Below are 15,090 nucleotides of genomic sequence, written 5' to 3'. Positions count from 1 at the left end.
TAGTTTAGTTAGTATCTGCTAATTCAAAGCCTTCTGTTTCATCATAATGCATTTCTTTTTCATTATCTTCAGCATTGTGGGTTAAATACTCTAGTTTTTTTCTTAAAATCAATACTAACCCCCCAAATGTAACACAAAACACAGCTATTCCTGTAAATACAGTAAATTCTCCAAGTCCCTCTGCCGATTCTCCTAACAGGCCAGCCAACTTATTTCCAAAGCCTGTCATTGCAAAATAAATTCCCATCATTAAAGATGCATACTTTACTGGTGCAAGCTTAGTGATGTAAGATAATGCAACAGGTGAAATACATAACTCCCCAATAGTATGAAATAAATAAGCCAATACCAGCCAATACATTGCAGAGGCTCCTGTACTGTTAAATTCTGAAGCCGCTGCAGACATGAAGAAAAAACCTGTTCCCATTATGATTAAACCAATTATCATTTTAAACAATGATGTTGATACTTTTCCTTTTAATTTTCTATTTGCCCAATATGCTGCAACCGAAGTTCCTAAAAATATGATAAACATAGCGTTTAGTGATTGAAACCATGAGGCAGGAACTTCCCATCCCATTAACATCCTATTAGTATTTTCTTTTGCATAAATATTCATTAATCCACCTGCCTGTTCAAAGGCTCCCCAAAAAACAATTACCAATAAAAATGAAATAAATAACACAACTACCCTATCTTTTTCAACCTTAGTTAAAGGTTTTTTCATCATTTCTTTTTCTTCCTCATCTCTTGAAGCCCCTAAAAAATTACCTACATGTCTTAAATACTTTTGTCCAATCAAATACTGAATTAATCCCAAAGCCATACCGATACCTGCAAGACCAAAACCATAATGCCATCCATGAACTTCTCCAACGTAACCAACAATTAAGCTTGACAAAAAAGCGCCTACATTAATCCCAATATAAAAAATTGTAAACCCTTTGTCTCTTCTAATATCTCCTTGTTTATACAACCCCCCAACCATTGTAGAAATGTTAGGTTTTAGCATCCCAACTCCAGCAATAATCAAACCTAGGCCTGAATAAAATGCCCACATTTGCTCTACAGCTAAAATACTATGACCTGCAACTAAAAGAATTCCTCCATAAAGCACTGACTTTTTCTGCCCCAGAAACTTATCTGCTATCCATCCTCCTGGAATAGACATTACATATACCAGCATGGTGTACCAACCATATAAAGCTAAAGCCTCTCCATTAGACCACCCCAGACCTGCATTAGAATCTGTAGTTGATTGCACTAGATATAAGACTAATATTGCCCTCATTCCGTAATATGAAAAGCGTTCCCACATTTCTGTAAAGAAAAGTACATATAGTCCTAATGGGTGTCCAAATAGCTCTTTTTGTTTTATTGATGTTGAATTTACCATATATCTTTTTTTATTTAGTTATCCTTTTAACTCTAATTTCTCTTGCTCTTTTTTCTTCTTTTGCTGTTCCCTTTTGTCTCCAAGTCTTTCATGAATAAAACGGGTCATTTTTTTATATAAGTGTAATCTAGTATTACCTCCATAAATACCGTGATTATCGTCTGGGTATACCGCCCAATCAAAAAGTTTATCTGCCTGTATTAGGGCTTCTGCCAAACGCATGGTATTCTGCAGATGTACATTATCGTCTGCCGACCCATGAACCAACAAAAAATCGCCTTTTAATTTATTTACATGGCTTAAAGGAGAATTATCGTCGTAACCATTAGGGTTTTCCTGAGGGGTAGTCATATACCGTTCGGTATAGATGGAATCATAAAAGCGCCAACTGGTAACAGGTGCCACCGCAATGGCCATTTTAAACACATCACTACCTTTAAACAAACAATTACTACTCATAAACCCACCATAACTCCAGCCCCAAACACCAATCCTACTAGTGTCCACATACGGCAATTCGCCTAACTGTTTTGCAGCAGCTATTTGGTCTTCTACTTCATATTTACCTAATTCATTTTGAGTCATTTTCTTAAAAGCCGCTCCCTTAAACCCTGTTCCACGTCCATCTACACAGGCTATAATATATCCTTCCTGTGCTAGATGTTGATACCAGTAATCGTTTGCATTATTCCATTGATTTGCCACTTCCTGTGATCCAGGACCTGAATACTGATACATTAACAGTGGATACTGCTTGTTTTCATCAAAATCTACTGGTTTAATCATCCACATGTTTAGGTCATTACCATTAACATGTATGGTACTAAATTCCTTTTTGGATGTTTTATAATTGGATAGGTTTAGCGACAAGATATCGTTATCAACAATACTCTTAATTAAGTTACCAGATGCCGCACTGTTAAGGGTATATTCTGGCGGTGTGGTAGCACTTGAAAAGGTATTGATGAAATAAGAGTAGTCTGCACTAAAAGAGGCACTGTTGGTGCCTTCACTTTTGGTCAATCGTTTTTTATCGCGTCCGTTTAATTTAATAGAGTATACATCTCTATTGATAGAACCATTTTCAACCGATTGATAAAAAATGGTATTGGTAGATTCATCGTAACCATAATAATCGGTAACTTCCCATTTCCCCTTAGTAACCTGATTGATAAGTTTACCACCATTATCGTAATGATAAATATGGTTATAACCATCCTTTTCACTGGTCCAAATAAAACTATTGTCCTTTAAAAAGGTAAGGTTGTTGGTTATGTCAACATAAGCCTTGTCGGTTTCAGTAAGCACCAATTTGGTTGTATTTTTTTTAGCATCAATAAACCATAAATCCAATACATTTTGGTGTCGGTTCATATATTGTGCACTTAAAATATTTGGATGATTGGTCCATTTAATTAGTGGAATATAAAAATCATTATAATACTTATCCACATTCACTTCTTCTTTGGTTTTATTGTCAATATCATAAATATGAAGCGAAACTATGGAATTAGCCTCACCTGCTTTAGGGTATTTAAACACCTGTTGCGTTTGATACAAGCCAGTACCATAAACATCCATAGAAAACTCAGGCACATTGGTTTCATCAAACCTAATAAAGGCAATCTTATTACTACCTGTATTCCACTCAAACGCACGAACAAAAGCAAATTCTTCTTCATAAACCCAATCGGTAATTCCATTTATGATTTCGTTCTTTTTACCGTCAAAGGTGATTTGAATGGTCTCATGCGAATTCAAATCCTTTATATACAAATTGTTGTTATATCCATAAGCCACTTTGTTGCCATCGGGTGAAAATGTGGGTTCCTGTATTTTTTCTTCGGAAATTGCAATTACAGATCCCTCTGTTATGTTATAAACGAAATAATTACCTAGTGTTGACCACCTATAAATGGCTTCTTCATTTGTAGCCAGTAATACCTTAGACTCATCATCACTAAAAGTATAATCAGTAAAATACTGCAGTTCGTCAATATCACTCGAACTAATAAGTGTTTTTACCTTGCTTAAGGTTTTATAATCGTAAATATCAACTGAAGTACTTCGTGTCGCTCTATTAAAATTAAGCACCGAATATTGTTGGCCATTCTTCATAGAATGCAATACATCCATGCTTTCTGTTCTAAATGTTCCATTCCAAATCTCTTCAAGAGCAATAGTTTTATTTTGCGCCGATAAAATGGTAGTTAAGAAAAGGGAAAAGATTAGGGGAAATTTAAGATACTTCATCCGTGAGTTACTGGTCTTTATTATTTTCAAATTATCTCTAAGATTGTAAGTTTTCAGCAAACTAAAAAATTACAAATCAAGGATTATTAGACAAAAAAATATTTATTTCTTAAAATGACGTCAAGTTTACTAAAAATTATGCAAAAACGATAATTATTAACATATAAATAAGCCACTCATTTTTAAGATATTCAATATTCATAGCAAGAGTAGTATCTTTGCACTGAAATCGACTAACTTATGAGCAAATCTATTTCTGGTTTTTCTAAGCTATCCAAGACAAAAAAAATTGAATGGATAGTTAATACATATTTTTCTAATTCCAAAGAAGCAAAAGATATTATTAAACAATATTGGAACACTAATACAAAGATCCAACAGCTTCATGATGAGTTTATAGAAAACACCATAACCAATTATTATTTACCGTTAGGAGTAGCGCCTAATTTCCTCATTAACGACAAAATCTATACTATTCCTATGGCTATTGAGGAAAGTTCTGTCGTAGCTGCTGCAAGCAAGGCGGCAAAGTTTTGGTTAGATCGAGGCGGATTTAAAACTAAAGTGATTTCTACTACAAAAATTGGCCAGGTTCATTTCATGTATCACGGTGATTTTAATAAACTTAAAACGTTTTTTAAACAGGTTAAGCCCCAGCTTTTAAATGATACTACTTCTATAACAAAAAACATGACCGCTAGGGGTGGTGGTGTTTTAGACATTGAATTGCGCAATAAAACAAATGAAATACCGGGCTATTTTCAATTACATGTTTCTTTTGAAACCCTAGACGCTATGGGTGCCAATTTCATTAATTCTTGTTTAGAGCAATTTGCTAAAACGTTTAAAAATCAAGCTCAATCCTTCAATTTATTTTCCTACCAAGAAAAACAAATTGAAATTGTTATGAGTATTTTATCCAATTATGTTCCTGATTGTCTAGTTCGAGCAGAAGTGAGCTGCAAGGTTGAAGATTTGAGTGAAAGCAATAGTATCTCTGGCGAAGCTTTTGCTCATAAGTTTGTACAGGCCGTTAATATTGCTGAGATAGAGCCGTATCGTGCTGTAACCCATAACAAAGGCATTATGAACGGTATAGATGCAGTGGTTTTAGCTACAGGTAATGACTTTAGGGCCATCGAAGCTGGTGTACATGCTTATGCCTCTCGACAGGGTCGGTATAGCAGTTTAAGCCATGCCTCTATTGAAGATGGGGTATTTAAATTTTGGATTGAAATTCCATTGGCTCTTGGTACGGTTGGTGGACTCACCAAACTACACCCTTTGGTGAAGTTGGCTTTAGAATTGTTACATCATCCGTCGGCCAAGGAGTTAATGCAAATTGTTGCAGTAGCTGGATTGGCACAGAATTTTGCAGCATTACGCTCACTTACCACAACGGGTATTCAGCAAGGTCATATGAAAATGCACTTAATGAATATTTTAAATCTGTTTGGGGCTAACGATAGTGAAAAACAAGTACTAGTCGAACATTTTAAATCGAACACTGTATCGCATAGTGCTGTTTCAGAAGCCTTACAGAATTTACGATTAAAGGATTAACAGATGCAAACCTTTTTAAGCAACGGCAAACTACTACTTACAGCAGAATATGTTGTTCTTGATGGTGCTAAAGCTTTAGCTCTTCCAACAAGCTTAGGACAGTCTCTAAGCATCACTCCAATTGATAAAAGAATGATTGTATGGCAAAGCTTAGATGAAAAAGGAAACATCTGGTTTGAAGAAAACTACCACTTTGAAGAGATTTGCTTTCCTTTTGTTTACGAAGTTAAAATTAAAACCATGCCCAATGGTATTTCAAAAACACTTTTAACCATATTATATCATGCTGTAAGACTAAACAAAGATTTTTTTAGTAAACACTATGATGATTACGATGAAAACGGGGATAAAATAAAAGGAAACGGTTTTAAAATCTCAACTCAATTGGACTTCCCAATAAATTGGGGCCTAGGCACCTCGTCTACATTAATTAACAACATTGCACAATGGTTTAATATCGACCCTTATGAACTCTTAGAGCGTACTTTTGGTGGAAGTGGTTACGATATTGCTTGTGCTCAGCACAATTCACCTATTACGTATCAATTAAAATATAATACACCAGAAGTTTTGGCCGCAGATTTTAATCCGCCCTTTAAAAAGCAGCTATATTTTGTATATCTAAACAAAAAACAGAATAGCCGATCGGGTATAGCGCATTATAAAAACAATATGTTCGATTTAAGCAACACCATTAAAAGCATCAATGCGATTACTGAGGCCATACTAAGTTGTACATCCTTAATTGAATTTGAACGTTTAGTAGAGCAACATGAAACCATAATTTCAAAAGCCACCAATCAAACTAAGGTAAAAGACCTCCTATTTAGTGATTTTAATGGTAGCATTAAGAGTTTAGGAGCCTGGGGTGGTGATTTTATTTTAGTGGCTTCAAAAGAAAACCCCAAAGCCTATTTTGAAAGCAAAGGCTATACTACCATTTTAAATTACACTGATATTATTAAATAAAAATGCTCCAATTTATGGAGCATTTTTTTAACGATTATTATAAACTATTTTCTTATTGTACCTGGGTTTTCGCCCTGTTATCTTCAATATCGGCAGTAGCTTTTAAGGCATTGTATACTTTTGTAGTTACTGCGCTTGTTTTACGTTGCTCCACCCTATTGGCTGCTGCTTGGTAATTATCCAATTCAACAGCTGGGGTTACTTTAGTTACTTGAATCATATACACGCCTCTGTCACCCACAATCAAACCTGAAGTTTCTCCTTCTGCCAACCCAAAGGCCGCACCAACCACTAAGGGTTCCCTTCCTGCTCCAGAAAGCGTAGGCGATTTCATAGTAATAGCCGAAGCCGACCTTACTGAAGTATTTTCAGCTGCTGCAACGTCTTCTAAAGTTGTCGCTAAAATCCGGTCTTTGATCATTTGGGCTTTTTTCTCCTTACGTATTTCTGGCAATACTGTAGCAGACGCATCTTCCACTGCCATTAAGCCTTTATCGTGCTTAGCTACCAATTGCACAATGGCATAACCTGAAGGAATGGTAAAACGACTAATGTCACCTACTTCAGCTTCATCTTTAAAAGTCCAACGTACAATTTGCCTTTGACTTCCTATTCCTGTAATATTCTCGTCCAATATTTTTATACCATTAATAGGACGAACTGTATATCCTGCTTCGGTTGCAACTTCTTGAAAGTCTTTTTTATCAACATCAACCTCAAATTTAGAGGCGTTTCTAAACACTTCGTTTATAGTAGCCTCGGAAGGTTCGATCTTTCTAGAAATGGTACCAACTTTTACGGCTCGCTTTTTGTCTTTTTGACCTTCGATTTCAATAATATGGAAACCAAAAACAGTTTTTACAACTCCTAAATCACCAACATTACCTTCAAATTCAAAATCGTTAAACTCAGGGACCATAGTATTGTATGGATGCCAATCGTAACGCCCTTCGTTTTCAACACTACCCTGATCTGATGAAAACTCCTTGACAAACTCAGGAAATTTAGAACGATCTTTTTTAAGTACTGTCAATAAACTATCGGCTGTCGCTTCAGCTTCAACTTCAGTTTGCGTTACTTCTGGAGTTGCACTTCTTGCTCCCAAAAAAGGAATTAATATGTGTCTTACCTTAGCCGAGTCCGGTATGTTCTTTTCGGCAATAAGCTTGGTTAACTTAAAACTACCATCATGCTTATAAGGCCCATACACTTCACCTACATTTAAATTATAAATGCTGTCTGCAAATTCTGTAGGCAGGTTATTTTTAAACACAAAACGGTCTTCAAACTTTTGGTTTGAACTTGCTATTAAGTTAATATAATCGGCGTGATTCTCCACTTGCGAAAAGGCAACAATTGTATCTTTTCTACCCGTTTCATCAACCAAACGTCCGTTTAAATACATCTCCAATTCTGCTTTTATAGCCTCTTCATCTTCAAGAGTGGCTTCTTCCTTAAATTCCACATAACGAATATCCCTAGAGGCTTCTACTTCAAATTGTTTTTTATGCGCCTTAATATAGGCTGAAATATCAGATTTAGAAACTGTAATGATACTATCAGGAATAGACGTATAAGGCACTTGTATATATTTGACATCTACTTTATTGCCATCCAATTTATGCTCTAATTCCCCTTCTGCCAAAGTTCCTGTTAAACCGGCCTTTACCAAATTATAATAGTTTTGCTGTAACGCACCAGAAGCTATATTTTGTTCGTAGTTAGTCCAATCTGAATACGTAATGGGCTGTCCATTAAAAAAACCTGGTTGAGGTGCAATTTCCTTTAAATTAGCTATAAATTCGTTTAACTTATTTTCGTCAAACAACCCTGCTTCATTTAAAAATTGCGGATTGGTCGCCAAGGACGCCTTTATTAAATCACGCATTTTGTCCTGTTCCACAGAAATACCCAATTCTTCGTATTGTGATTCCATTATTGCTTTTCTAACCTCCTGATCCCATATACGGTTAGCTATCTGTGTGTTTGTTGCAGAAGGCCCTGCATTTCTTTGCGCAACTTCAACCTTTTGTACAAAGTCCTCACGTGTAATATCCTTACCATTAATGGTAGCAACAATATTTTGTGATTTTGATGTTAATGCATCACTATTTTTAAACAAATCGGCTAACACAAATGAAAACAATGCTAATGCAATTATTAGTATTAAAAAAAGCGAACGTTGTCTAATCTTATTTAAAACTGCCATTTTTGAAATCTTATTTTAAACCAGTAATACTGGATTTTTCTTGTTAATTATAGGTACATGCTCTATTAAGCAAAATATCGTGCGCGAAAATACCATTTTCTATTTAATAATAAAAGAAGAAGATTGCAATTATTGGTTAAACTTTAAGCGAGCTAGTTTTCTTCCATAAGTTTAAGTTCTACCAAATCTATTTTGGTATTGGAAACTTCCAAAATGGTAAACTGAAATGTATTGATGGTAACCACTTGGTTCTGTTCCGGAATTTCTTCTGTATGGTTAACAATTAAGCCTCCTAAAGTCTCATAATTTTCACTTTCTGGAAGGTTTAATTTATAGGTTTCGTTAATTTGATCGACCTCCATTCGTGCCGAAAATTTAAATGTATTTCCATCAAGCCGTTCCTCAATCAATTCGGCAGTATCATGCTCATCCTCTATTTCTCCAAACAACTCTTCAACAATATCCTCAACCGTCATAATGCCAGATGTGCCACCATATTCGTCTAACACAACAGCTATACTTCTATGTTTCTTGGTAAGCACTCCCAACACATCCTTAATGAGTACAGTTTCTGGCACAAACTCAACGGGAAGCATTACCGACTTAATAGTTTTGGGCTTTTTAAACAGTTCGAACGAATGCACATATCCCAAAATATCGTCTATAGTTTCTTTATAAACCAATATTTTGGTACATCCCGATTCAGTAAAAAGTGCATTTAATGTTTTTATGGATTCATTTATCTCTACCGCAATAATTTCGGTTCTAGGCACCATAACCTCACGGGCCTTCACTTCGGAAAACTCCAAGGCATTTTGGAAAATCTGGATTTCAGAATCCACTTCATCATGTTCCTCAACCGATTCCATTTGCTCGCTTATATAATTGCCCAATTCTACTTTAGTGAATGCCAATTGAATTTGGTCTCCTTCAGTTTTAAAAAAAGTTCTTAACACGGTATCGGAAATCCAAATCACAAAATCTGAGACAAATGTAAAAAGCACATAAAATATATATGCCGGAAATGCCAAAGCCTTAATTAAGGTATTGGCATATACTTGAAAAAACACCTTTGGCAAAAACTCTGCAGTAATTAAAATAACTATAGTAGAAATAATGGTTTGCGACAACAAACTCAGTTCGGTAAACATGTAATTTAAAAAAGCTGATTGTGATGGTAGTTGTGTTTGAAACCAAGCCACCAATACATCTCCCATAAACAGTCCATAAACCACCAAAGCTATATTATTACCAATAAGCATGGTAGCAATAAATTTTGAAGGCTTTGCTGTTAGTTTCCTTAATATGGCGGCCAACAAACCTTCTTGCTTTTTTTCAATTTCAATGTGAATTTTGTTTGAAGACACATAGGCAATTTCCATACCCGAAAAAAAAGCCGACAAAAGTAAAGAGCTAATTATGACAACAAGTTCAACACTCATTTAGTTATTGGTCTTTATTTGCCATTTTTTTGGCAAATCGCCTTCTAAAGAAAAACATAAAGACAGCTGTTGCTGCCAATAACAAAGAAGTATAAGCTACAACACCCTCGTTAACATACTTGTTAATGGCATCGTAAATAAATAATATCGCAAAAATTAAATAGGCGTATTGAAAAAATTTTGAATATCTCATTTGGATAAGTAATCTAAAACTGTTAAAATTAATTCTCTGTAAAGATACTTAAAACTAAGAAATGTATTAAATCTGATTAAGAAATTAATCTTCGACGCTTATATTCCCTGTAGGGTCAAGAACATTAGCTTTGTTAAAATCCGTATCAGAATCAAAAATATTACCGTGAATAATATCGGTTGCCGTTTTAAAGATCACTGGCTTATTGGTAAAAATCCAGTTCTTATCGGAATCGTAATAGAGTTGTTCTGCAAATAGAGTGTCTTTTTTATGGGTCATGATACGTACGTTGCCCTGCAAATCGATCAAATTTGTTTTTCCGTAGTTAATCGCATAATCGGACACCACCACACTTTTATTATTTTCATCATCAAACAAATCGAGTGTTATACCCTCTGGAAATTCAAAATAGTCAAATTCCCTATTAGAAAAATCCAACATCCTGGAACTTATAAGAACAGCTCTAATTTTACCGGAATCGGTATACTTATAATTGAAATTTTCGGCGATGCCAACAGGTTCATTTTCTGAAATCCCCATATTCTGCACATCCTTAAAATTATCTTTGCAAGAAAAAAACATAGCCACCGTAAGCACGGTGACTATGATTGATAAGTTATATGTTTTTATTTGAAGCATTACACTTTTGGTACTGTAACCGAAAGTCCTATCCAGCATCCAATTTTTATCACTTGACCAGAGCAAGAACATTCAAATATTTCAGACTTAGACGGCGCCTTAGCCATATAGTTCGCTACAGATTGTGAAGCTGCCTTTTTAAGTGTTGGGTCAACCCTAGCGGCTTTAGCTGCTTCATCGGCCGCCAACCAGTATACTGCTCGTTTATTAAAATTAGTATCACCACAATCTTTGGCACTCGCTGCATACATTGCCGCAATTGCCAAATGCGGACGACCATTAGATGGGTTCAATTTTAAGGCATCTCTAAAATATCCCCTTGCTTGTCCGTAAGCTCCTCTCTTCTTTAAGGCAGTACCAACTTTGTAGGCTAATTTAGATTTCTTGAAATTATCGGTTTCTAAATCAATGGCTTGCTTGTAAAAAGCAATAGCTTCAGTAGATTTTTTTTCCTTATCTTTTAATATACCCAAATAGTAAGCAGAATTTGCAGAAGGACTCAATTCGTGATAGGCATTAACTAACTTAAAAAACAATGGATCATCGGTACATTCTTTTTCAGACATTTTGCCTGCAGCCCGTTGCAACCAAATAGCATTACCCTTATTTTCTTCAAAACCTTTTTCATATAATGGAATCAAGTTTTCGCAATTTGCTCTATCACCTAATTTAGAATCAATACTACCAGAAATTTGATCATAAGCATTTAAATAACTCTCGTAATATTTTTTGTATTTTTTTTCTTTACTGGCTAAATCTGTACCGGCATCTTCCTTTTCAATAAGCTCATTTAGCTTTTCAGAATAATTCTTTACTTCATCTTCTACCTTTTCTACAACATCATCATATTTGTCGAATAATTCGGCAGCAGGCTTTTGTTTAGCATCATATAAATCAACCATTAAAGAAAAATAGGTATACAGACTTTTGGGGTTTGTAAATGTAGCCTTATCCAATTTATAAGCAGCATCATAACATTCATACAACTCCAACTTGGATTTATTCAATTCCTTTCTATACTCGTACATCAATTGGCAAGCTTTAGCTGCATACTCTCCTTTTGGGGTTTTACTTGGAAAGTATTCACCACGTTCTTCCCATAGTTTTATCAAATCATTAATAAAAGCTACTTTTTCAGCACCAGAAGTGTTTTCTATTTTATAGTCTAATATTTTCTCTCCATCTACATAAATAGCATTATTAAATTTTGGGCATTTGTTTCTTACTGCCATCCATGGTTCGTAGGCTGCATCAAAGTTTTTTGCTTTTACATATTCATGAAATATGGAAAGCTTTGTCATACATTCTTCGTCTTGCTGAGCAAAACTTATGTTAAGTACAAAAAGCATTAATGTTAGTAAAGTAATTTTCGTCTTCATGATAATAATTTCTCCTATGTTACTGTTAATTATATTTTCGTTTCATAAACCATCTATCGTTCAAAGATAAGCTTAATCTAAAATTAATGAAATTCTCTTGTATTAGATGGCTGTTGGTAGTTCCACGTTTTCCTATTTCAACTCCAAAATTGGCATTGGAAAAATCACCAAACTCTCCAACAGGTAAACCTACCCCAAAAGATATGCCAAACTCTTTAATTGACTCATCCTTAATTAGCAACCCTGTTTTCTCAAAACGCAATCCTGCCCTATAAACTGTTCTTTTTAAGTAGCTGGCGGTATTATATTGTGGTATAAAAAAACCACCTATAGATATAGTGGACGCATCTTCGTACGATGCTAGTGTTGTATTTTGGTAGAGCGGATTGTTAAATTCACTTGTTTTTTGTGAAGTATACTCGGCACCCATAAACCATTTTCTAGGTTCACCAATACCAGCTCCAAAAGAGAACTTTGAAGGCAAGGTGAGTTCTGTTTCCAACAAGCCTAATGCTTCCAAATCGGTCTCTATTTGACTTACTACAAACTCATCGCCATTAGAGTTTATGGTTATTGTTGAAAAAGAACGTTTATTTTGCGAGGTTAAATTACTTTTTGGTGTTAAGGTAACCCCTGAAACAAACTCTAATCTCTCACTAAACATAGCTTTATAAGAAAGTCCCAAGTTAAAATTTAAACCACTTAGATCGGATCTATTATTTTCCCGGGTTTGATATTGCAATGGCACATTTTGGTCATCGTACCTAAATTCAACGATGCTATTTTGAGTATTTCCAAAATTGTAGTGGGCATCAACTCCAATACTTAACTCTTTAGTAAATTGATAGCCAAATCCCAAAAACGCTTTATTAACCCCTCCTTGACCAGTAAACCTGTTTTCCAAACCACCATTATCATTTAAAGCTTCCAACTTATAACCCACTGCAGTATATGGCAAAAGCCCAAATCCCATTCCGAATTTTCCAAGAGGTACAGATAACGCGATGTAATCAAATGTTGTAGACGACGCATTGTCCATACTACTATCACTCTTTAAACTCATACTAGAATAGCTGCCTCCAACCGTAAACTTTACCGGTCTACTATCATTACCATACATCTCCAGATTACTTCCAGCATAAGAAGCAGGATTCCTAAGGTTAACATGAATGCTATCTGTATATACACTCAACCCGCCCATACTTCTATTCTCTACAGTGCCTTTAAATTTTAAACTACCTATACCATAAAATGAATATGGAGAAGCTGTACCTTCCTGAGAATAACTATGAATTGCAAAAACAGCAATAAAAACTACTACAAGTTTTTTTATCATCAATTTGAATTAAATTGTAAAATATAATTTAGTCCCTCTAATAAAAAATTAGAGTTGGCAAATATGCTACTTTTTAATTGTTTAGACAAGAAATTAGCATCTCCACCTGTTAAAATTACTGTTAAATCCGAATATTTTTGTTTATACTCAGAAATTACACCTTCAATTTCATTTACAAGTCCATTCACAACACCAGAATGCATTGAAGCTTTGGTGGAGTTTCCAATTATATTATCAGGCATTTGAGTATCGAGTAGCGGTAAATTGACAGTAAAATGATTAAGAGATTGATAACGCATTCTAATTCCGGGTGAAATAGCCCCTCCCAAATATTCCTTATTTGCTGTAACAAAATCGAAAGTCACACAAGTTCCTGCATCTACAATAAGCACATTACTATTTGGAAACTTAAGTACCGATGCACTCACTAATACAATCCTGTCCACCCCTAAAGTCTTAGGGGTTTTGTAACAATTTTTAAATGGCACTTTTGTTTTATGGTTAATTTCAAAAAGCTCAAACCTCTTTTTTAAAGTTTCTTTTTGCTCTGCGTCTAATCGCGCAACAGAAGACACCACAGCCTTTTTAATCTCAGGCTGTGTACTTGCAATGGAACTAATTGCATCCACAAAAGCATCCATCCTTACAGTTTCTTTATGCTGTAATTTATTTTGATTAAAAATGGCTAGCTTTACAAACGAATTTCCTACATCTATTACTAAATTCATACCCTTATGGATAAAGTGTAAAACTACAAAACAGTCCGAATTTAAATCTTAAATATCTCATAATTATTGGCAACAAGCTGTAAATAGTGTTTTTTTTAAATTTTCTTTTGGCAAATAATAAAAATGAATATATTTGCATCCGCTTTGGCGAGGTACCTTAGCTCAGTTGGTAGAGCAAAGGACTGAAAATCCTTGTGTCCCTGGTTCGATTCCTGGAGGTACCACTTAATTAAACCCTTATATGTTTGGTTATCAAACTTTTAAGGGTTTTTTAATTTTTAAAAGGGACAACATTCGGGACAACATCGAATAAATTGTTATAAAATTAACCCATCTAAACCTATTCAGATTAAATCTTTCCCACTTAAGGTAATAACCACCGTCTTATCCTGTTACCTGGTATATCTTTTTAAAAAACTCAAAACCTTTTGGTGTTGCTCAAAAAAAGTCTCTGGTTTAAAAAGTTCGTTTTTTTCGACCTGGGGTGCTTCGACAAATTACATGATAGGGGGTGTCTTTTTATTAGGGTAGTTCATCCTATTTTTAAATAAGCTTCAAAAAAAATTAAATGCAAAATTTTTTTCAGTACAATTATTTTATGCTTGAAAAGTTTATATTATGTATATGGAAGATAGCATTGATATAAATAAACAGATACAACTTCGAGAAGTTTTTAAAGCTTTAGATGAAAAAGTCAATGCTTTAACTTCAATGACCTTGTTTAATTCACCATCATAAACAAGCTCAACATAAAATTTATCCAGTGAATAAAGGTTTATTCTTAACTCTGACGTAACATAGTTATCTAAGAAAACCCCATTATCCACTACAGCATAAAGTTTTTCATCATGGGTTAAACTATTAAATTCTTCTAATGTCATTATTCTTTAAAAAACTTAAACGTAGACATTTTATCACCTTGAGTGATTCTTAAAATATATACTCCTTCTGTTAAGAGTTCAACATTAAAATAGTTGTTGTTA

General features: G+C 34.6%; 13 protein-coding genes and 1 tRNA gene. 3 read left to right on the top strand and 11 right to left on the bottom strand.

What is annotated here, in order from left to right:
- Positions 1-4 precede the first annotated feature (4 nt).
- Both K7G79_RS08725 and K7G79_RS08720 read right to left on the bottom strand, forming a co-directional pair.
- Positions 5-1,396 (bottom strand): peptide MFS transporter, encoded by a 1,392-nt coding sequence (locus K7G79_RS08725; RefSeq protein WP_223551099.1) that lies wholly within the window; start codon positions 1,394-1,396, stop codon positions 5-7.
- A gap of 18 nt (positions 1,397-1,414) precedes the next feature.
- On the bottom strand, positions 1,415-3,649 hold the full coding sequence (locus K7G79_RS08720) for a S9 family peptidase (RefSeq protein ID WP_223551097.1): 2,235 nt from the start codon (positions 3,647-3,649) through the stop codon (positions 1,415-1,417).
- 240 nt (positions 3,650-3,889) lie between these two features.
- On the opposite strand from K7G79_RS08720, the gene K7G79_RS08715 reads away from it, so the two are divergent.
- Together K7G79_RS08715 and K7G79_RS08710 are read left to right on the top strand one after the other, a co-directional pair.
- Positions 3,890-5,212 carry a hydroxymethylglutaryl-CoA reductase, degradative gene (locus tag K7G79_RS08715; protein ID WP_223551095.1) on the top strand — a complete coding sequence of 441 codons (1,323 nt, stop codon included), beginning with the start codon at positions 3,890-3,892 and terminating at the stop codon, positions 5,210-5,212.
- Between the two features lie 3 nt (positions 5,213-5,215).
- Positions 5,216-6,181 (top strand): GYDIA family GHMP kinase, encoded by a 966-nt coding sequence (locus K7G79_RS08710; RefSeq protein WP_223551093.1) that lies wholly within the window; start codon positions 5,216-5,218, stop codon positions 6,179-6,181.
- 52 nt (positions 6,182-6,233) lie between these two features.
- Here K7G79_RS08710 and K7G79_RS08705 read toward each other — a convergent pair whose 3' ends face one another.
- The 7 genes from K7G79_RS08705 to K7G79_RS08675 all read right to left on the bottom strand — a co-directional run bounded on the left by K7G79_RS08705 (position 6,234) and on the right by K7G79_RS08675 (position 14,107).
- Positions 6,234-8,390: a SurA N-terminal domain-containing protein gene (locus tag K7G79_RS08705; RefSeq protein ID WP_223551092.1), complete on the bottom strand. Its 2,157-nt coding sequence runs from the start codon at positions 8,388-8,390 to the stop codon at positions 6,234-6,236.
- 152 nt (positions 8,391-8,542) lie between these two features.
- Positions 8,543-9,832, bottom strand: a complete 1,290-nt coding sequence (locus tag K7G79_RS08700) for a hemolysin family protein (protein WP_223551090.1) — start codon at positions 9,830-9,832, stop codon at positions 8,543-8,545.
- Positions 9,833-9,836: 4 nt separating this feature from the next.
- On the bottom strand, positions 9,837-10,025 hold the full coding sequence (locus tag K7G79_RS08695) for a hypothetical protein (protein WP_223551088.1): 189 nt from the start codon (positions 10,023-10,025) through the stop codon (positions 9,837-9,839).
- An 84-nt stretch (positions 10,026-10,109) separates the two neighbouring features.
- On the bottom strand, positions 10,110-10,664 hold the full coding sequence (gene lptC, locus K7G79_RS08690; RefSeq protein ID WP_223551086.1) for an LPS export ABC transporter periplasmic protein LptC: 555 nt from the start codon (positions 10,662-10,664) through the stop codon (positions 10,110-10,112).
- Positions 10,664-12,043 carry a hypothetical protein gene (locus tag K7G79_RS08685; protein ID WP_223551084.1) on the bottom strand — a complete coding sequence of 460 codons (1,380 nt, stop codon included), beginning with the start codon at positions 12,041-12,043 and terminating at the stop codon, positions 10,664-10,666. The genes lptC and K7G79_RS08685 overlap by 1 nt, the downstream gene beginning before the upstream one ends.
- Before the next feature lie 25 nt (positions 12,044-12,068).
- Complete coding sequence (locus K7G79_RS08680) at positions 12,069-13,379, bottom strand: hypothetical protein (RefSeq protein WP_223551081.1); 1,311 nt, start codon at positions 13,377-13,379, stop codon at positions 12,069-12,071.
- Positions 13,379-14,107, bottom strand: coding sequence for a type III pantothenate kinase (locus tag K7G79_RS08675; protein WP_223551079.1), 729 nt, complete (start codon positions 14,105-14,107; stop codon positions 13,379-13,381). Before K7G79_RS08675 ends, K7G79_RS08680 begins: the two co-directional genes overlap by 1 nt.
- Positions 14,108-14,258: 151 nt before the next feature.
- Between K7G79_RS08675 and K7G79_RS08670 the strand changes: the two genes are divergently transcribed.
- Positions 14,259-14,331: transfer RNA gene (locus tag K7G79_RS08670), tRNA-Phe, on the top strand.
- A 387-nt stretch (positions 14,332-14,718) separates the two neighbouring features.
- Here the strand turns inward: K7G79_RS08670 and K7G79_RS08665 are convergent.
- A complete protein-coding gene (locus K7G79_RS08665) occupies positions 14,719-14,988 on the bottom strand; it encodes a hypothetical protein (protein ID WP_223551077.1) in 270 nt (89 codons plus the stop codon).
- Positions 14,988-15,090 (bottom strand): T9SS type A sorting domain-containing protein (locus K7G79_RS14795; protein ID WP_223551268.1); only part of this gene is annotated, 103 nt, incomplete at its 5' end. The genes K7G79_RS08665 and K7G79_RS14795, both read right to left, overlap by 1 nt.

The organism is Aestuariivivens sp. NBU2969, from assembly GCF_019931125.1.
Taxonomy (GTDB): domain Bacteria; phylum Bacteroidota; class Bacteroidia; order Flavobacteriales; family Flavobacteriaceae; genus Aestuariivivens; species Aestuariivivens marinum.
The sequence above is the reverse complement of the archived record's forward strand: the minus strand, read 5'-3'. Positions and strand labels throughout refer to the sequence as shown.